Origin of the sequence: Alistipes sp. UBA1686, from assembly GCF_002320215.1 — a bacterium.
Classification (GTDB): domain Bacteria; phylum Bacteroidota; class Bacteroidia; order Bacteroidales; family Rikenellaceae; genus Alistipes; species Alistipes onderdonkii.
In genome coordinates, this window is the sequence record NZ_DCKA01000007.1 from 94,386 (window position 1) to 112,666 (window position 18,281).

The following is an 18,281-nucleotide window of genomic DNA, read 5'->3' on the forward strand; positions in this document are numbered from 1 at the left end:
AGTCAGCGATGCTGCTGAAGATGTGCAGACCGTAACTTCCGAAGTGACTTCCGAAGTCCCTGAAACCGAGGCCTCCGCAGCAGCGGAGGCGGAACCCGTCGTGGAAACACCCGCGGCAGAAGAACCCGAGACGGAAAAATCCGTTGCGGGAACGCCCGCGGCAGAGGTGCCCGCGGCAGAGGTGCCCGTGGCTGAAGCGCCTGCGGCGGAGGAGCCCGTGGCGGAACCCGAGGCCGCGCCGCGTGCGAAGCGTGCCCGTATCAAGCCCGTTGCCGAGGCGGTGGAGACCGAATCTGGCGAGGAGGCCGTGCCGGCCGGTGCCGAAGTGGATTTCGCGGACGAGGAGGCGGCGCTCGCCGCGCAGGATGCCGGGCTGGAACTGGAGGGCGAGACGGCTGAAGAGGCCGCTGCCGACCAACTGGCCCAGGAAGCGCCGTCCGCCGAGGACAAGTTTGCCGGGAAGGGCAAGGAAGAGCTGGTAGCCCTCTTTATGCGTATGCTCGAAGAGCAGCCCGTGCAGTCGATCCGCCGGGATGTGGAGGCGCTGAAGATCGCTTTCTACCGCATCCGCCGCGCCGAGGTCGAGGCCGCACGCCGCAAGTTCGTCGAGGAAGGGGGCCGCGAGGAGGATTTCGCACCGGCCGTGGACGGCGCCGAAGTACAGCTCAAGGAGTTGTTCAAGGAGTACCGCCATCGCCGCGACGAGTTCATCGCAAACCTCGAGGCCGAGAAGGAGAAGAACCTCCAGGTCAAGCTCGGGATCATCGAGGAGCTCAAGGAACTGGTCAATTCGGACGAGACGCTCAACCATACCTTCAATAAGTTCCGCGAATTGCAGCAGCGCTGGAAGGAGACCGGCATCGTGCCGCAGCAGAACGTCAAAGACCTGTGGGAGACCTACAACCTGCATGTCGAGAATTTTTACAGCTTCATCAAAATCAACAAGGAGCTGCGCGACCTCGACCTGAAGAAGAACTACGAGCAGAAGATCGCCCTCTGCGAGCAGGCCGAAGCGCTGGTGCTGGAGCCTTCGGTCGTGGAGGCGTTCCACAAGTTGCAGAAGCTGCATGACGAGTGGCGCGAGACGGGCCCCGTAGCCAATGAATATAAGGAGGTGCTCTGGGAGCGCTTCAAGGCGGCGTCGAGCCGTATCAACAAACAGCATCAGGAGCATTTCGAATCGCTCAAGGGCGAGCAGGTCAAAAACCTCGAACTCAAGACGGAGCTTTGTGCCGCCACCGAGGAGCTGGCCGCGCAGCCGCTCACGACCCGCAAGGAGTGGAACCGTGCGAGCGACCGCCTGCTGGAGATCCAGAAGACCTGGAAAACCATCGGCTTCGCACCCAAGAAGGACAACAACCGTATCTACGAGCGTTTCCGCACGGCATGCGACAGGTTCTTCGAGGCCAAGCGGCAGTTTTATGCCGGGGTGAAGACCGAGATGGAGCACAACCTGCAGCTGAAGACCGAGATATGCGAGGCCGCCGAGTCGCTGATGAACAGCGAGGAGTGGAAGAAGGCCACCGACGAGCTGATCGCCCTGCAGGCCCGCTGGAAGGAGATCGGTGCCGTGTCGCGCCGCCATTCGGATGCGATCTGGAAGCGTTTCCGTGCCGCATGCGACAAGTTCTTCGAGCGCAAGGCTTCGCATTTCGCCAGTGTGGACGGCGAGCACGAGGAGAACCTCCGGCAGAAACTCGCCTTGCTCGATGAGATGGCCGCGGCCGACGTCAAGGCCGGCGGATACGACGTAATCCGCGAGTTCCAGCGCCGCTGGGGCGAGATCGGGTTCGTGCCCATCAAGCAGAAGGATGCCGTACAGAAGAAATACAAGGCCGCCGTCGATGCGCTGTTCAACACGCTGCGCGGTTCGGAGCGCGACCGTTCGATGAACCGTTTCCGCGAGAAGGTCTCGACGCTCAAATCGGCGGGCAGCAACCGCCTGCGTTCGGAGCGCGAGCGCCTTTACAATAAGGTGCGCCAGCTCGAACAGGAGATCGGCCTGCTGGAGAACAACATCGGTTTCTTCGCCAAGTCGAAGAACGCCGAGGCGCTCGTCGCCGATGTGAAGGCCAAGATTGACCGCGCCCGCGAAGAGATGGCCGCCGCGATCGAGAAGGTGAAGCTCATCGACCGCCAGGCACAGGAGGAGAACCAGGAGCACAACGAAAATAAATAGATATAGTCAGTAATGAAACTTTCCAAACCCAAGTACATATTTGTTACGGGCGGTGTCGCATCGTCGCTCGGCAAGGGTATTATTTCGGCCTCGATCGCCCGCCTGCTGCAGGCCCGAGGCTATTCGGTGACCATCCAGAAACTCGACCCCTACATCAACGTCGACCCCGGCACGCTGAACCCCTATGAACACGGCGAATGCTACGTGACCGAGGACGGCGCCGAGACCGACCTCGACCTGGGGCACTACGAGCGTTTCACGAACCAGCCCACGTCGAAGGCCAACAACGTCACGACGGGCAAGATCTACAAGAGCGTGATCGAGAAGGAGCGCAAGGGCGAGTACCTGGGCAAGACCGTGCAGGTCATCCCCCATATCACCGACGAGATCAAGCGCCGTATCCAGATGCTGGCGCAGAAGAAAGTTTACGACGTGATCATCACCGAGATCGGCGGTACGGTGGGCGACATCGAGTCGCTGCCGTTCATCGAATCGGTACGCCAGCTGCGCTATTCGCTGGGCTACAAGAGCACGGCGCTCGTGCACCTGACGCTGATCCCCTATATGGCCGCTTCGGGCGAACTGAAGACCAAGCCCACGCAGCATTCGGTCAAGGCCCTGCTCGAAAACGGGTTGCAGCCCGACATCCTCGTGCTGCGCACGGAGCATCCGCTGTCGACCAACCTGCGCCGCAAGGTGGCGTTGTTCTGCAATGTCGACGCCAACGCCGTGATGGAGTCGATCGACGTGCCGACGATCTACGAAGTGCCGCTGAAGATGCACGAACAGCACCTCGACGAGGTGGTGCTCGACAAGCTGAACCTGCCGGCCGAGAAGGAACCCGACATGGCGGCGTGGACGGCCTTCGTGGAGAAGGTGAAGCACCCGGCCAAGAAGATCGAGATCGCGCTGGTTGGCAAATATACCGAATTGCCCGACGCTTACAAGTCGATTTGCGAATCATTCATCCATGCAGGGGCCGTGAACGACTGCAAGGTCAAGTTGCGCTATGTCAATTCGGAAAAGGTTACAGCCGAGAATGTGGCCGAGAAGCTGGGCAGGATGTCCGGTATCCTCGTGGCCCCGGGCTTCGGCAACCGTGGCATCGAAGGTAAGATCGTCGCTGTGCGCTATGCACGTGAGAACAAGATCCCGTTCCTGGGAATCTGCCTCGGTATGCAGTGCGCCGTGATCGAATTCGCACGCAACGTGCTGGGTCTGGCCGATGCGAATTCGAGCGAAATGGAGTCTACGCCCCATCCGGTGATCGACCTGATGGAAGAGCAGAAGGGCGTGACGGCCAAGGGCGGCACGATGCGTCTGGGCGCTTATCCCTGTACGCTGAAGAAAGGTTCGAAAGTCGCGGCGGCCTACGGCAAGCTCCATATTTCGGAGCGTCACCGTCACCGTTACGAATTCAACAATGATTACCTGGCTGCGTTCGAAGGTGCCGGTATGCAGGCCGTGGGTATCAATCCCGACACGGGGCTGGTCGAGGTCGTCGAGGTCGAGGGGCATCCCTGGTTCGTCGGTACGCAGTACCATCCCGAGTACAAGAGTACGGTGCTGAGCCCCTCGCCGCTGTTCGTGGCATTTGTGGGAGCGGCACTCGAATATGCCGGGAAGAAATAATATCAACACTCATAACAGCGAAAGAACGAAACAATTTTAAATGGATAAAAAAACAATTTTAGGTATTGTCGTCGTGGCGGCGCTTTTCCTGGGGTTCGCCTATTTCAATACCAAACAGCAGGAGAAATATCAGCAGGAAATGGCCGCGTATCAGGCCTACCAGGATTCGGTGGCGGCAGCGACGCGCCCCGTAGTCCCCGTAGCCGACAGTACGGCCGTGGCAGCTTCGAGTGCGGTTGCGCCCGAGGCTGAGGCGAATGCCGCCGATGCCGTACGCCGGCAGCAGGTCGCTGCGCTGGGCGAATACCTTGCCGGTGCGCGCGACGCGGAGGCGGAGGAGTTTACCGTCGAGAACGATGTGATGATCGTGACCTTTTCGACCCGCGGCGGGCGGATCACGGGCGTGACGCTCAAGGATTACACCAAGTATGCACCCCGCGGCAAGCGTGACCAGCTGATCGAGCTGATGGATCCCGCGAGTGCCAGGTTCGACCTTTCGTTCTACGTGAAGAACGGCTTGAATAACGTCAAGGTCAACACGATGGACTATGTCTTCCGGGCCCAGCCCGAACAGGTCGAAGGCGATGCCCGGAGGGTGGTGATGCGCCTGCCCGTGGCTGCGGATGCCTGGCTCGAATATGAGTACCTTATATATAATAAGCAGGTGCCCGAGCGTGACTACCTCGTGGACTTCAACGTGCGGCTGGTGAATATGGCGCCGCAGATGGCCAACCAGGCGTCGATCGGTATCGACTGGTCGAACAATTCCTACCAAAACGAAAAGGGATTCCAGAACGAGAACATGTACACGACGATCTCGTACCGGTTCCCGGGCGAGAGCTCGATCGAGGATCTGGGGATGAGCGAAAAATCCAAGTCGAAGAGCATCTCCACATCGGTCAACTGGGTGGCTTTTAAGCAGCAGTTCTTTTCGTCGGCGTTCATTGCCCCGCAAAATGTCACCAACGCCAACCTGGCGTTCGATACGGCGGCTCCCGGTTCGGAATTACTGAAGAGTTTTTCGGCGCAGATGACCGTGCCCTATACGGTGCAGACCGAAGGGTATGACTTCGCATTCTATTTCGGCCCGAACAAATACGCCATCCTCAAGAAGGTCACCGCTGCGGACGGCGAGGAACTGCACATGGAGCGCCTGATCCCGCTGGGATGGGGTATCTTCGGCTGGGTGAACCGCTGGTGCGTGATCCCGGTCTTCGACTTCCTGCGCAACTATATCGCCAGCTTCGGCATCATCATCCTGATCCTGGTGATTTTGGTGAAACTCGTCATCTCGCCGCTTACGTACAAGAGTTACGTCTCGATGGCGAAGATGCGCCTGATAAAACCGCAGGTGGACGAGCTCAACAAGAAATACCCCAAGAAGGAGGACGCCATGAAAAAACAGCAGGCGACGATGGAGCTCTACAAGAAAGCGGGCATCAACCCCATGGGCGGATGTATCCCCATGCTGATCCAGATGCCGATCCTGATCGCCATGTTCCGCTTCTTCCCGGCTTCGATCGAGCTGCGCGAACAGCCGTTCCTCTGGGCCGACGACCTTTCGTCGTACGACAGCATCGTGAACCTGCCGTTCTCGATCCCGTTCTACGGCGACCATGTGAGCCTTTTCGCCTTGCTGATGGCCGTGTCGCTGTTCGGGTATTCGTATTTCAACTACCAACAGACGGCTTCGTCCCAGCCCCAGATGGCCGGTATGAAGTTCATGATGGTCTACATGATGCCGATCATGATGCTGTTGTGGTTCAACAGCTATTCGAGCGGCCTTTGCTACTACTACCTGCTGTCGAACCTCTTTACCATCGGCCAGACGTTGCTGATCCGCCGCATGGTCGATGACGATAAGATCCATGCCGTCATGCAGGCCAATGCCGCCAAACGGAGCAAGGGCAAGAAGTCGAAGTTCCAGCAGCGCTACGAGGAGCTCCTCCGCCAGCAGGAGGCGCAGCAGCGTACCAAACGCAAGTAAACGGTTCGCACCGGCGCAGGGCCGGCGGCGGGGATTGCCGGATACGGTGCAGGCCAATGCGTGAAGCCCGGTGGCCCGCGTGGTTCCGCGAAGCCCGACGATACGCGATATGAATAGGCCGGAGGCGGTTCCTGCGATGCGGGTTTCCGGCTCCGGCCTCGTTTTTGCTCCGTCAGGTTTGCGATTGTATATCCCGACTACGCGGCGGCGGCCTTTTCAGGTGTTGCCGGACGGCGAGGCAGAAGTCCCCTCGGGGAAGCGCTCCGGGAAGGATCGGGCCGCGGGTGCAGCCGGGACGCTGCACAACAGTTGCCGGGGCGCGCAGCCGGGGATGAAAAAATCCGGGCAGCAAGGCCGAAGTTGCCTCGGGGCAGGACGGTGTTTCGGGCGCGGCCCGGGGGCATAACAGCTGCCGGGGTACGAAGCCGGGTGTGAATCCGGGGCGCAGGATTTGGAGCACGGAAATCCAGGGGGGGGCAGCGTGGGGAACGAAAATCCGGGCCGTGAGGCGGGCGTATCAAGTATATGATTGCCAAATAGTATTGCAGATAACGATGAAACGAACTTTTTTTGTATTGCTCCTGTTGGCGGCCGGAACCGCACTCCGGGCGCAGACATTGGGCGGGGAGTACCGCCTGTCGCGGGTTTTCCCGGTCGAAGGACGGCAGGGGATCGCCGCCGACTCGAACTACTATTATGTTTCGGGCAGTACGGCGCTCTACAAGTACGACAAGCAGGGGCGGCTGGTCGCCCGTAACGGACAGCCGTTCGAAGGGTTGCCGCTCGCCGCTAACCATATCGGCGATATCGACGTCTGGAACGGTGAGATTTATGCCGGCATCGAGACTTTCGACGACGGCAAGGGTGAGAATATCCAGGTCGCCGTGTACGATGCCGACGACTTGACATGGAAGCGGTCGATCGATTGGGAACCGGCTTCGGGGCAGGTCGAGGTGTGCGGACTGGCCGTAGACCGTGACCGGAATATGGTCTGGATGGCCGACTGGGTCGACGGGCGCTACCTGTACGGTTATGACCTGGCGACGGGCAAGTATGTGCGCAAAGTCCACCTGCGCCCGGTGCCGCAGTGGCAGCAAGGGATATATATGGACGGCGGGCAGATGCTCATTTCGGCCGACGACGGCGATGCCGACCTGGACGAGCCGGACAACCTCTATATTGCCGACCTGCGCGACGGGAAAAGCTATGCCACGGTGTTGCCGTTCCGCATGATGTCCGATTTCCGGCGCGCGGGCGAGATCGAGGGACTGACCGTCGACCCTGCGACGGACGAGCTGCTGGTACTTTCGAACCGGGGTTCGCGCATCGTGCTGGGAATGGTCAGGGGTTTCTACCCGGGGTACGACAGCGAACTGCACGAAGTGTATGTCTATGAAAAGGTAAAATAGGAAAAGTCCCGGAAGGGACTTTTTTTGTTGAGGGGTATGTGCCGGATGCCGATCTCGTTGCCGCCAGCCGATGCCTTTGCGTGCGCTTTTTCGGGATTTACTTCGCCCGTCTGGCTTCCGGCATCCTGTTTTCGGGACGCCCGGTTTCGCGGATGGGCGTTTCCCGTTTCCCGTTGCTCTTTGTGCGAGCGTTCTTATTTTGCTGACGACTGACGACGTTTTGCCGATGGCTGACGACAGGGGGCTGTCCGCGGGTATCCGCTTGATTTGCCGGGCGGGCCCTGGCCGTCGCTATATCTTTTCCCGTTCCCGGTCTTCGAGGATAGCGTCGAAATTCTCCTCCGCCCATCCGATAAGCGCTGTGAGGTGGGGCATGAGCGACTCGCCGCGGGGCGTGAGCGCATATTCCACGCGGGGCGGCACCTCGGGGTAGACCTTGCGCGACAGCAGCCCGTCCTGTTCCAGCTTGCGGAGTGTCGATGTGAGCATCTTCTGCGAGATGTCGGCCGTCCGGCGGTGGATTTCCGAAAAACGCAGGCACCCGCTCGTATGGAGGTTGTAGAGTACCAGCAGCGACCACTTGTCCCCGAAGCGGTCGACGATATGGCGGATCGGGCAGTGGGCGTAGGTCGGGTGTGCGGTTTTTTCCATGTCCGTTCGGGGCGGTCTTTCTTTCCTTATTCTACATACAACACCAGTCCCTTGAGGTACTCGCCTTCGGGGTGGTAGATGCTCACCGGGTGGTCGGCGGGCTGCGTCAGCTGGTGCAGGATGCGCACGTTGCGGCCCGCGATGGCCGCAGCCGAGAAGATCATCGTGCGGAACAGCTCCTTCGACACCGCCTGCGAGCAGGAGAACGTGAAGAGGATGCCGCCGGGGCGTATCTGCGAGATGGCGCGGGCGTTGAGGCGCTTGTAGCCCTGCATGGCATTACCCAGCACCTTGTGGTGCTTGGCGAAGGCCGGCGGGTCGAGGATGATCAGGTCGTATTTGTCTTCGATGTCCTTGAGGTACTCCACGGCATCGGCGGCCGTTTCCGTAAAGTTGGCCTGCGGGCCGAAGTTGAGTTTCATGTTTTCCGTGGCCAGCACGACGGCGCGTTCCGAAGAGTCCACCGAGCAGACCTTCTCGGCGCCACCGGCCATGGCATAGACCGAGAAGCCCCCCGTGTAGCAGAAGGTGTTGAGCACCGTGCGCCCCTTCGAGTAGCGTTTGACCAGCTCCCGGTTTTCGCGCTGGTCGAGGAAGAACCCGGTTTTCTGCCCCTGCTCCCAGTTGACGAGGAATTTCTCGCCGTTCTCCGTCACCACGTGCGCCGAATGGTCGGAGCTCCCCCACAGGTATCCGTCCACGGCACCCAGCCTGGCGTTGAAGGGCACGGTTTGCGAACTTTTGTCGTAGATGGCCGTGATGCGGTCGCCGTAGGCAGCCAGGATCGCCCGCGCAATATCCTGGCGGGCAAGGTACATGCCGACGGAGTGGCACTGGACGACGGCCACCGTGCCGTAGATGTCCACCACGAGTCCCGGCAGCCCGTCGCCCTCGCCGTGGACGAGGCGGTAGCAGTCCGTGTCGGGGTTGTCCGTGAGTCCGAGCGTGCGCCGTACGTCGTAGGCCACGGCGATGCGCCGGTTCCACCAGGCCTGGTCGATCGGTTCCTTGTCGAATGTAAGCACACGCACAGCGATCGAGCCGATCTGGTAGTGTCCCAGGGCGATGAAATCGCCCGTGCGGGTATATATTTCGACCAGGGCGCCTTCCGTGATTTCCGATTCGTCTTCAGCCTTGATGTGGTCGATGGCGCCCGAGAAAATCCACGGGTGGCGGCGCATGAGTGATTCTTCCTTGCCTTTGCGCAGGTATACTTGGGGTGTCATAATTCGGGATGTTTGATTTTGGGTGTGTGAAGCAGTCGGTCGTAGATCGCCGTGCAGACCCACGCATCGGTCGCGGCGTAGAGTTTTTGTTTGTCGGTGAATGTCGCGGCCTCCCAGTTGCTCAGCCGCTGGGCTTTCGATACGCGCTGCCCCAGCACGATGGCCGAGAGTTTGCGCAGGCTCTTCTCCCCGATGCCCCACTGGGGGGCTATCGTTTGCAGGTCGACGAACCCTGCGTCGCGGAAATGGCGTATCTGGCGCAGCGAGCGCAGGTCGCCGGCGACGTCGGCGCCGATCTTCAGGATCTCCTTGCTTTCGAGCACCTGCAGGATCGGCTTAGCGAACGGGATCTTGTTCAGCCGGAAAAGGAAGCATAGCTGCGGCGTGGAGAGTTGCAGCAGCGACACGCGGAACGTCACCCCGGGCCGGAACGACGGGCGGGTCTCGGTGTCGAAACCGATGACGCGTTGTTTCATCAGGAATTTGCAGGCGGGGACGATGTCGCGCTCATTGTCGACGATGCGTATTTCGCCCCTGAATTCGATGGCCGGAAGCGCTGCGGCCTCCTCGTTGCTGATCTTATCCGTAAAGTTGTTTGTCGTAGTCATGCCGTGGAACATTCTCACAAAAATAGGGAATTATTTCCGGAAAACGGCATGCGGGGCGATTTTTTACATCCCCGCGGGCGGTTACGACCCTATTTTAACCCGATTTTCCCGTCCCTGCCCGTGCCGGCGATGCCTTCGTCGAGCAATTCGCGCAGCGCCCGGCCTATCTGCTGTGCCTCCCCGGGGAATTCCGCGGCCAGTTCGTGCGGGTCGGCAGCCCCGCGGGACAACCTTTGGAGCAGTTTTTCGCGCAGCCCGCCGTCGGATGACGGCGCAGCGCCGTCCTGCGCCTGCCGCTTCCCGGCACGTTTGTGTGCGAGGCAGATGTCGCATACGCCGCATGCCGCAGGGGCGCCCTCGCCGAAATACCCTTCCAGGACGGCGCTGCGGCAACGGGTCTCGTTCGCGGCGTAGGCGAGCATGTGTTCGAAGCGTTCGCGCATCAGCTCCTGCCGCCGTTTGTAGGTCTCGAGGGCGATGTAGAGGTCGGCGCGGGGCAGCCGCTCCTCGTCCATGAAGAGGATCGGCGAGCGGTTGGAGGGGACGTAGCGGATCACGCGCAACTGCCAGAGGCGTTTGAGCAGCTCCTTGACCCGCTGCACGGTATAGCCGCTCCAGGTGGCGATCTCGCCCTCGTCGATCTGCCGGAATTCGGTGAAGACCCCGTTGTAGAGGCGCAGCAGCGTGCGGATGAAGTGATCCAGCTCGTCGCGCTGTACGCGGAGTTTGTAGAGGTCGTCGCGGCTCACGCAGAACATGATCCGCGCCGGGTTCTCCTGTGCGTCGGTCAGCGTCATGTAACCGTTCTGCTGCAGGAGCTTCAGGGCGCTTACGACCGTGCCGGAGTAGAGGTGCTCGCGGGCGCAGAAGTCGTGGATGTTGAACAGGAACGATGCCTGGGCGCCGTCGCCGATGCCGACCTGCAGGTAGGAGCAGACCCGTTCGTAGATGTCCTTGATCTTTTCGAGCGGCGGGAACTCCTGCTCGAAACGCCGCACGATGCGTTCGCCGTCGTCCGACGATACCAGCAGCAGGGCGTAGCTCCGCATGCCGTCGCGGCCCGCTCGGCCGGCCTCCTGGTAGTAGCTCTCGAGCGAGTCGCACATGCTGTAATGGGCGACGAAGCGCACGTCGGGTTTGTCGATGCCCATGCCGAAGGCGTTGGTGGCGACCATCACGCGCGTCCTGCCCGAGACCCACTCCTCCTGTCGTAGCGAGCGTTCGGCATGCCCCATGCCCCCGTGGTAGGCCGCGGCCGTTATACCCTCCCTGCGCAGCATGTCGGCGACCTGCTCGGTGCCTTCGCGCGTACGGACGTAGACGATGCCCGAACCGGGGACGTTGCGTACCAGGCGCAGCAGCTGCCCGTTCTTGTCGTCGGTGTGGCGGACGCTGTACGAAAGGTTGGGACGTGCGAAGCTGCTCCGCAGGATATGCGGTTCGCCGAACCGCAGGTGGCGCATGATGTCTTCGGCCACGAGTTTCGTGGCCGAGGCCGTGAGCGCCAGCACCGGGACACCGGGCAACTTCTCGCGCAGCTCGGCGATGCGCAGGTACGAGGGGCGGAAATCGTAGCCCCACTGTGAGATGCAGTGGGCTTCGTCGACGGCCACGAGCGATACGTTCATGCGCACGACGCGCAGGCGGAAGGCCTCCGTTGCGAGCCGCTCGGGGGCGACGTAAAGGAACTTGACGTCGCCGTAGACGCAGTTGTCCAGCGCGATGTCGATTGCACGCGGCGAGAGCCCCGAATGGATCGCCACGGCCGGGATGTGCCGTGCCCGCAGGCGGTCGACCTGGTCTTTCATCAGGGCGATCAGGGGCGTCACGACGATGCACAGCCCCTCCTGCGCAAGCCCGGGGATCTGGTAGGTAAGCGACTTTCCGCCGCCCGTGGGCATCAGGGCCAGGGTGTCGCGCCCGTCCATCACCGAACGGATGATACGCTCCTGTACGGGCCGGAATTCGGTGAAGCCCCAGTAGCGTTTCAGCACGTCGTATATCTTGTCCGCTGGCCTTTCCATGAATACAAAGGTAGGAAAAATTAGGTGTTTCCCGGAATTTTTTATACTTTTGCATCGGATTAGACGTTCGACAAATGAAGATAAGCGAAAAATTCAAAGTGCGCGAGATGGCGGGGGAGCATGTGATTATCATGCCGGGCCGCTGCGGTGCCGACATGACCCGTATCCTGGCGCTCAACGATTCGTCGCTCTATCTTTGGGAGGCGCTCGGCGGCAAGGACTTTACCACCGGGGACGCAGCCGCCCTGTTGTTGGAGCGTTACGACGTGGACGAAGCCACCGCACAGCGCGATGCCGGGGCCTGGGCTGCGAAGCTCGCCGAATGCGGCGTGCTGGAGTAACCTGCGCGGCACGTGTCCGCTGCACGGGCGGAAAACCTGAAAGGTAGCATGAAATTGAAAAGACTCATATCGCTGTTGCTGCTCGCCATCTACCTGACGGCGTGGGGCGGCCCTGCGTATGTGTCGCTTTCGTGCAAGTGCGTCACGATGTCGTCGCATGTCTGCTGCCACCACTGCCAGCACAGCGCCGATGCCGCGGGTGCCGGCGAGTCGCTGAAGGCTCCCTGCTGCGGTAACCACCATTCGACCGAAATCGAACTCTATACGGGTTCTTCTTCCGATAACCACGAGAGATTCATCCGCTGCACGGTCACCGACCTGCCGCCCGCATTGGTTGCGGAGGCTCCGGTCGCGGCCGTCCTCAAGTTCTTCGGGGAGACGCTTCCCGAACGCGGCGATCCTTTCGTCATGCGGGGCCACGTGCGCTCCGCAGGCCTTCGTGCCCCTCCCGTATTGGCTTAAAACCTTTTTGGGACGGATGCTGCGCGCATCCGCCCGCAAATAGTTTTAACCAATAACGGAATGTAATGAAAATCAACAAAATCATTTTATCTGTTTCTTCCCTTGCCGTGTGCGGAACCCTCAGCGCACAGGATTTGCGGGGTGTAGTCCGCGACGCCGACAACCAGCCGCTGGTGGGCGCTTCGGTTTACTGGGAGGGTACTACGATCGGTGCCAGCACCGATGCCCAGGGGGCGTTCCTGCTCCATCGGGTAAAAGGTTACGACAATCTGGTTGCCTCGTATCTGGGATATGTGAACGACACGCTGCGTGTGACAGGCGGTGCGGAGCGTATCGAATTCACGCTCGCTTCCGAAGGCGTGGCGTTGGAGGACGTGGTGGTCGAGGGTAATCTGAGAGGCAACTTCGTCAAGCGTGACGGCATCGTCAAGGGCGAGATGATCTCGTTCGCGGGCCTCTGCAAGATGGCCTGCTGCAATCTGGCCGAGAGCTTCGAGAACTCGGCGTCGGTGACCGTCGGGTACAGCGACGCCATTTCGGGCGCACGGCAGATCAAGATGCTCGGCCTGGCAGGTACCTATACCCAGATCCTCGACGAAAACCGCCCGATCATGCGCGGGCTGAGCGCCCCCTACGGACTGAGCTACACGCCCGGCATGTGGCTCAATTCGATTCAGGTATCGAAGGGCGTGGCGTCGGTGACGGCCGGGCATGAGGCCATCACGGGGCAGATCAACCTCGAGCACCGCAAGCCGACGGACGACGAGAGGCTGTTCGTGAACCTCTATCTGGACGACGAACTGCGCCCCGAGGCCAACATCTCGACGGCGTTCCCCGTCACGAAGGACAAGAAACTGTCGAGCGTCATCCTGCTCCACGGTTCGATGGATACCGACGTCCGCAAGATGGATCACAACGACGACGGGTTCCGCGACCTGCCGCTCTCCGACCAGATCAACGTGGCCAACAAGTGGCTTTATGCGGCCGATAACGGTACGCAGATCCGCTGGGGATGGAAATTCGTACAGGAGAACCGCCTGGGCGGTATGCTCGACTACAAGAATTCGATGCGCGGCGAGATGGAGAAGAACTGGAACTGGAAGGAGACGGGCGCCGATATGCCCCTCTACGGTTCGAAGATCCGCAACCGCGGCGCGAACGGTTATTTTAAAATAGGTATGCCCGTCGGCCCGTCGGTCTACGATGCCGACGAGCAGGACGAGATGCGTTCGAACCTGGCTTTCGTGGCCGATTTCGACCACTTCAACGAGAACGCCTATTTCGGGCTGAACGACTACCGCGGCAATGAGAATACGCTCTCGCTGAACCTCATGTACAACCACTATTTCACCTACCGGTCGTCGCTGATCGTCGGTGCACAGGGACATTTGCAGTACTACCGCGAGAGTTTTGCCAACAACACCCCGTGGATTGCGGCAGCTCCGGCTACGCTCTACGACTTCGACCGCAACGAGCAGGAAGTGGGTGCCTATGCCGAGTATACCTATTCGATCAAGGACAAGTTCTCGGTCGTGGCGGGTATCCGCGGCGACTACAATGCGTTTTATGACAAGTTCTTCGTGACGCCCCGCGGGCATATCCGCTGGAACATCACCCCCTCGACCACGCTGCGCGGCTCGGCCGGCCTGGGATACCGTTCGACCAACGTCATCACCGACAACATCGGTATGCTGGCGACCGGACGGCAGATCGTGATCCCCGATTTCGATGGCTTCAACCGGCTGGAGAAGGCGCTCACGGTGGGCGGAAGCCTCACGCAGACCTTCGGGCTGGTCAGTTCCGGCGACGCGACGCTGAGTTTCGACTATTTCCGCACGCAGTTCTACAACTCGGTGATCGCCGACCAGGAGTACAGCGCCGACCAGATCGTGCTCTATAATTCGGACAAGCGTTCCTATACGGATACCTACCAGATCGACTTTTCGTGGACGCCCGTCGAACGGTTGGACATCTTCGCCACGTTCCGTTATACGGACAGCGAGATGACGATCGACCGCCCCGACGGAAAGACCGCCCGCGTGGAACGGCCGCTGGTGAGCCAGTACAAGACGCTGCTCAACATCCAGTACGCCACGAAATTCCGCCGCTGGGTGTTCGACGCGACGGCACAGCTGAACGGCCCTGCACGCATCCCGACGCAGACGGGCGACCTGGCCGACGACAAGTATTCGCCGCGCTACCCGATGTTCTTCGCCCAGATAAGCCGCAAGGTCGGCAAGTTCGACATCTATGCCGGTTGCGAAAACATCGCCGACTACCGCCAGCACGACCCGATCCTCAATGCGGACAACCCCTACTCGACGGGTTTCAACTCGATGAACGTATGGGGGCCGCTGATGGGGCGCAAGTTCTATATCGGCCTGCGGTTCAATTTGTATTGATTAACCTTTAAATAAACACCAGGATGAAGAAAATTTTAATGCTGTGCCTTGCACTCGTGATGGGTGTGGGCATGTGTGCAGCGCAGAAGGCTGCCGACAAAAAGACGGTGACGACGGTTTTCACGACCGACATCGACTGTGAACACTGTGTCAAGAAGATCATGAACAATGTCCCCTCGCTCGGCAAGGGCGTCAAGGACGTGAAGGTCGACCTGCCCAAGAAGGAGGTGACCGTGGTCTACGATTCCACGAAAAACAGCGACGATAATATCGTCAAAGGTTTTGCTTCGATCAAGGTCAAGGCCGAACCGAAAAAAGCCGACACGAAGAAATAACGCCGGCGGGTTTTGTTATCGAAAAGGGAGGACATCATTGTCCTCCCTTTTGTTTCGGTTGTTGGGCGGGCTCCTGTACTGCCGTCGGTTTCCCCCGATCCGCTATCCACTGCCCGCTATCCACCGTCTGCTGTCTACCGTACGATTCCGGACGACAGCCGATAAGGGCCGGTGCATGCCGAACGACGGCCGGGATGCGTTCCGCTTGCCCGGAATCCGCCCGGCTGCCGGTATGCCCGGTTTATCGGTGCGGGTGCCCGTTTGTTTTCATAACATTGTGCCTGCGCCTGCGCAGGTAGAGGTCGAGCCCTGCGAGGCCGAGGAACGTTGCGGCGATAAAGACGTAGAACAGGGACAGCCGCCTGCTTTCGGCCGGGAAATCCGGTTCGGGAAATTTTAAGGAGCCCGGGCCTGTGAACGCGGGCATGTCGGGGAATGAAGGCATGTCGGGGAGTGAGGGCATGTCGGGCAGATGCAGCCCGACGCCCGGTTCGTACCAGAAATACCAGGCGAGCCCGGCGATCACCGCCAGCAGGCAGAGTACGCCCGCCGTGCCCAGCAACCATGTTTCGCGCCGTTCGCGCCGCGCCGATTCGCGTTCCAGCCGTTCCATGAGCCTCTCGCAGAACCCTTCGGGCAGTTGCGTACCCGGGGCTTGCTCCAGCGCGCAACGGATTATGTTATTTTTCGCTTCCATGCAGTTGCGTATTTACCAGTATATACAGTTTTTTGCGGATGCGGTGGAGCCGTACTTTGACGTTGGACTCCGACATCTGCGTGATCTCGGCGCATTCGCTTACGGAGTACTCCTCGTAGTAGAAGAGCGTGACGAGCGCCCGCTCTTCGGGCTCTAACGCTCCGACGGCACGGGCCAGAGCGTCGAGGTATTCCTGCCTTCCCTCCCAGGCATCCATCCGCTCGGCATCGCTGTCGGGCAGGTCCGCCAGCCGCGCCTGGTCGATGCAGGCCCATTCGCGTTTGCGGCGCCGTGTCTCGGAGACCGCCGTGTTGTAAGCGATCCGGAAGAGCCAGGTCGGGAACGAACTGCGCCCGTTGAACCTGTGCAGGTTGCGGAACGCCTTGAGGAAAACGTCCTGAGCCAGCTCCTCGGCATCCTCTGCGCAGCCGACGATGCGGGAAACCAGCGTGTAGACCACCCGCCCGTACCGCCGGGCAAGGATGGCATACAGATCGGTTTCTCCGTTTACGATCCGTCGGATCAGCTCCAGTTCCTCCTGTTGTTGCATTGCTATCCGGTTAGACGCACGTGGCCGGAAAAGGTTACACGCCGATGCTGTTTTCCCGAAAACTGTAACCTTTTTCGCGGAGCTGCGTCTAATAAGGCAAAGATCGCAAAAAACGAATCGCTAATCTCTAATACTTAAAAAATTATGATGGATTTTATTTTTGTTCCCCTGGTCGTAGGCGTGGTCACGCTGGGAATCTACAAGTTCTTCGAACTGCTCGTGTGCCGTCGCGAGCGCCGCATGATCATTGATAAAATGGACGGCAATGCCCTGATCGACTACCTGAAGTTCGTACCGATGGGTGTGAGGATCGGCGCTCCCGTGTCGGTGCGTCCCGTGTCGGGCGGGGTGTCCGGAACCCTGAAGGCCGGTTGCCTTTTGCTGGGCATCGGTTTCGGGCTGCTCTTCGCCTTCATGTTGCTGAACTGGTGTGCCTATGATGCTTCGTACGAAATGCGGAGCATCGTCTACGGCGGGTCGGTTCTCTGTTTCGGCGGCGTCGGACTGATCGTTTCGTTCATCGTCGAGCGCAATATCGTCGGCAGGGAGCGTAAATAGCCCGGCCTTTCCGGATGGAAAAAAGGAGTATCCCTCTTTTGGGGGATACTCCTTTGGTTTTGCAGGGGGCCGTGCGGCGCACCGGGGGCGGAACGGTTTGCTGAGGGCCATGCGGCGCACCGGGGCAGGACAATTTGCCGGGGGGCGGTTGTCGGGGCGGAACGGTTTGCCGGAGCCCGGACGCCTGCCGTTTGCCGACCGGGCGGCCTTACTCCATCGGCCGGATACGCACCTCGGTCACGCCTTCCAACTCCCGTGCGAGACGGTCGATGTCGGTCTTTTCCTCGACTTCGCCGTAGTGGTAGGGGTAGAAGATCGTCGGCCGGATCGCCTTGACGGCCTCGACGGCCTGGTCGACGGTCATCGTGTAGGGCTGGTTGACCGGCAGGAAGACGATGTCGATATTCTTCAGCGCCTTCAATTCGGGCGTGGGTTCGGTATCGCCCGCGATGTAGATGCGCGAGCCGCCTATCGTGAGCACGTAGCCGCAGTCCTCACGCTCTTTGGGGTGGAATTGCAGATGCCCGTCGGTGGTGTTGTAGGCGGCCACGGCCTCGACTTTCAGGTAATCGCGCGGCGTGGCGACACTGCCCGGGCGCATCGTGTAGCAGTTCATTTCGAACGCCTCGGCCGATGTGCGGTCGCAGAGTATCTCGGTCTGCGGGGTCTGGATCGCTTCGACGGCCGCCACGTCCAGGTGGTCGTAGTGCGAGTGGGTGATAAGTACCACGTCGGCCTTGGGCAGGGCGGCGTAGTCGGCATAGCCGCTTACGGGATCTACGTAGATGTATTTTCCGCCGGCCTCGACCGAAAGCGAGGCGTGTCTGAAAAAGGTGATCGTGATTTGCGTACCGTCGCGCGTCGTGAGCGTGTCGGCAGGGTATTCGGGAGCTTTCTTTCCGCATCCGAAAAACGATAGGATCGACATAAGCAACAAGAGTTTTGGGTTTATGCTCAAATATTATATATTACAACGCCAATATAGTGAAAAAAAGTGAAATATTCGTACCTTTGAGCCGCAACCGAACCTGGGAAAACGTTGGGGGCGGTTTCCGGGAAGTTTTCTGAGCCGGGCCTGGCGCACCTTTTGGCGGCGATGATTTGGGGCCGGATGCCCGGTTTGCAGGATGAAAATAGAATAATTCGCACATTTTTCATGCCCGGGCGCAGTATTTTTCGAATCGGGACGTTTATAGTGTGGGCGCCAGATTCAAATGTAC

The 18,281-nt window shown here is 60.1% G+C and carries 17 protein-coding genes; 9 read left to right on the forward strand and 8 right to left on the reverse strand.

Annotated features, from left to right (window positions below):
• Nucleotides 1–43 precede the first annotated feature (43 nt).
• The 4 genes from B3C38_RS01980 (at nucleotide 44) to B3C38_RS01995 (ending at nucleotide 7,207) form a co-directional block, all read left to right on the forward strand.
• Nucleotides 44–2,179, forward strand: coding sequence for a DUF349 domain-containing protein (locus B3C38_RS01980; RefSeq protein WP_407934856.1), 2,136 nt, complete (start codon nucleotides 44–46; stop codon nucleotides 2,177–2,179).
• 12 nt (nucleotides 2,180–2,191) lie between these two features.
• Entirely contained in the window at nucleotides 2,192–3,811 is a 1,620-nt protein-coding gene (locus tag B3C38_RS01985) for a CTP synthase (protein ID WP_141405534.1), read from the forward strand.
• Between the two features lie 40 nt (nucleotides 3,812–3,851).
• The gene (gene yidC, locus B3C38_RS01990; RefSeq protein ID WP_286724791.1) at nucleotides 3,852–5,798 is read left to right on the forward strand and encodes a membrane protein insertase YidC; all 1,947 of its coding nucleotides are present in this window, start codon (nucleotides 3,852–3,854) and stop codon (nucleotides 5,796–5,798) included.
• Nucleotides 5,799–6,352: 554 nt separating this feature from the next.
• On the forward strand, nucleotides 6,353–7,207 hold the full coding sequence (locus B3C38_RS01995) for a hypothetical protein (protein ID WP_286724793.1): 855 nt from the start codon (nucleotides 6,353–6,355) through the stop codon (nucleotides 7,205–7,207).
• A gap of 291 nt (nucleotides 7,208–7,498) precedes the next feature.
• Here the strand turns inward: B3C38_RS01995 and B3C38_RS02000 are convergent, their stop codons facing one another.
• From B3C38_RS02000 to B3C38_RS02015, 4 genes are all read right to left on the reverse strand, one after another.
• Complete coding sequence (locus B3C38_RS02000; RefSeq protein WP_022333320.1) at nucleotides 7,499–7,858, reverse strand: winged helix-turn-helix transcriptional regulator; 360 nt, start codon at nucleotides 7,856–7,858, stop codon at nucleotides 7,499–7,501.
• 26 nt (nucleotides 7,859–7,884) lie between these two features.
• Complete coding sequence (locus tag B3C38_RS02005; protein WP_022333321.1) at nucleotides 7,885–9,084, reverse strand: class I SAM-dependent rRNA methyltransferase; 1,200 nt, start codon at nucleotides 9,082–9,084, stop codon at nucleotides 7,885–7,887.
• On the reverse strand, nucleotides 9,081–9,692 hold the full coding sequence (locus tag B3C38_RS02010; protein ID WP_117507179.1) for a 3'-5' exonuclease: 612 nt from the start codon (nucleotides 9,690–9,692) through the stop codon (nucleotides 9,081–9,083). The genes B3C38_RS02005 and B3C38_RS02010 overlap by 4 nt, the downstream gene beginning before the upstream one ends.
• A gap of 89 nt (nucleotides 9,693–9,781) precedes the next feature.
• Nucleotides 9,782–11,716 carry a RecQ family ATP-dependent DNA helicase gene (locus tag B3C38_RS02015; protein WP_286724799.1) on the reverse strand — a complete coding sequence of 645 codons (1,935 nt, stop codon included), beginning with the start codon at nucleotides 11,714–11,716 and terminating at the stop codon, nucleotides 9,782–9,784.
• Between the two features lie 74 nt (nucleotides 11,717–11,790).
• Here B3C38_RS02015 and B3C38_RS02020 point away from each other — a divergent pair, with 74 nt between their 5' ends.
• From B3C38_RS02020 to B3C38_RS02035, 4 genes are all read left to right on the forward strand, one after another.
• Complete coding sequence (locus tag B3C38_RS02020) at nucleotides 11,791–12,057, forward strand: PqqD family protein (protein WP_055204114.1); 267 nt, start codon at nucleotides 11,791–11,793, stop codon at nucleotides 12,055–12,057.
• 48 nt (nucleotides 12,058–12,105) lie between these two features.
• Entirely contained in the window at nucleotides 12,106–12,519 is a 414-nt protein-coding gene (locus B3C38_RS02025; RefSeq protein ID WP_117506879.1) for a hypothetical protein, read from the forward strand.
• Between the two features lie 65 nt (nucleotides 12,520–12,584).
• Nucleotides 12,585–14,921 carry a TonB-dependent receptor gene (locus B3C38_RS02030; RefSeq protein WP_286724804.1) on the forward strand — a complete coding sequence of 779 codons (2,337 nt, stop codon included), beginning with the start codon at nucleotides 12,585–12,587 and terminating at the stop codon, nucleotides 14,919–14,921.
• A gap of 23 nt (nucleotides 14,922–14,944) precedes the next feature.
• Nucleotides 14,945–15,256: a heavy-metal-associated domain-containing protein gene (locus tag B3C38_RS02035; RefSeq protein WP_026318214.1), complete on the forward strand. Its 312-nt coding sequence runs from the start codon at nucleotides 14,945–14,947 to the stop codon at nucleotides 15,254–15,256.
• 241 nt (nucleotides 15,257–15,497) lie between these two features.
• On the opposite strand, the gene B3C38_RS02040 is transcribed toward B3C38_RS02035, so the two are convergent.
• Nucleotides 15,498–15,953, reverse strand: a complete 456-nt coding sequence (locus B3C38_RS02040) for a hypothetical protein (protein ID WP_286724807.1) — start codon at nucleotides 15,951–15,953, stop codon at nucleotides 15,498–15,500.
• The gene (locus tag B3C38_RS02045) at nucleotides 15,937–16,503 is read right to left on the reverse strand and encodes an RNA polymerase sigma factor (RefSeq protein WP_286724809.1); all 567 of its coding nucleotides are present in this window, start codon (nucleotides 16,501–16,503) and stop codon (nucleotides 15,937–15,939) included. Before B3C38_RS02045 ends, B3C38_RS02040 begins: the two co-directional genes overlap by 17 nt.
• A 144-nt stretch (nucleotides 16,504–16,647) precedes the next feature.
• On the opposite strand from B3C38_RS02045, the gene B3C38_RS02050 reads away from it, so the two are divergent.
• Nucleotides 16,648–17,061 (forward strand): hypothetical protein, encoded by a 414-nt coding sequence (locus B3C38_RS02050; RefSeq protein ID WP_286724811.1) that lies wholly within the window; start codon nucleotides 16,648–16,650, stop codon nucleotides 17,059–17,061.
• Between the two features lie 208 nt (nucleotides 17,062–17,269).
• Here B3C38_RS02050 and B3C38_RS02055 read toward each other — a convergent pair whose 3' ends face one another.
• Both B3C38_RS02055 and B3C38_RS02060 read right to left on the reverse strand, forming a co-directional pair.
• Entirely contained in the window at nucleotides 17,270–17,989 is a 720-nt protein-coding gene (locus B3C38_RS02055; protein WP_286724814.1) for an MBL fold metallo-hydrolase, read from the reverse strand.
• Nucleotides 17,990–18,015: 26 nt separating this feature from the next.
• Nucleotides 18,016–18,281: hypothetical protein (locus B3C38_RS02060; protein ID WP_286724816.1), on the reverse strand; the 266-nt coding region annotated here is incomplete at its 5' end.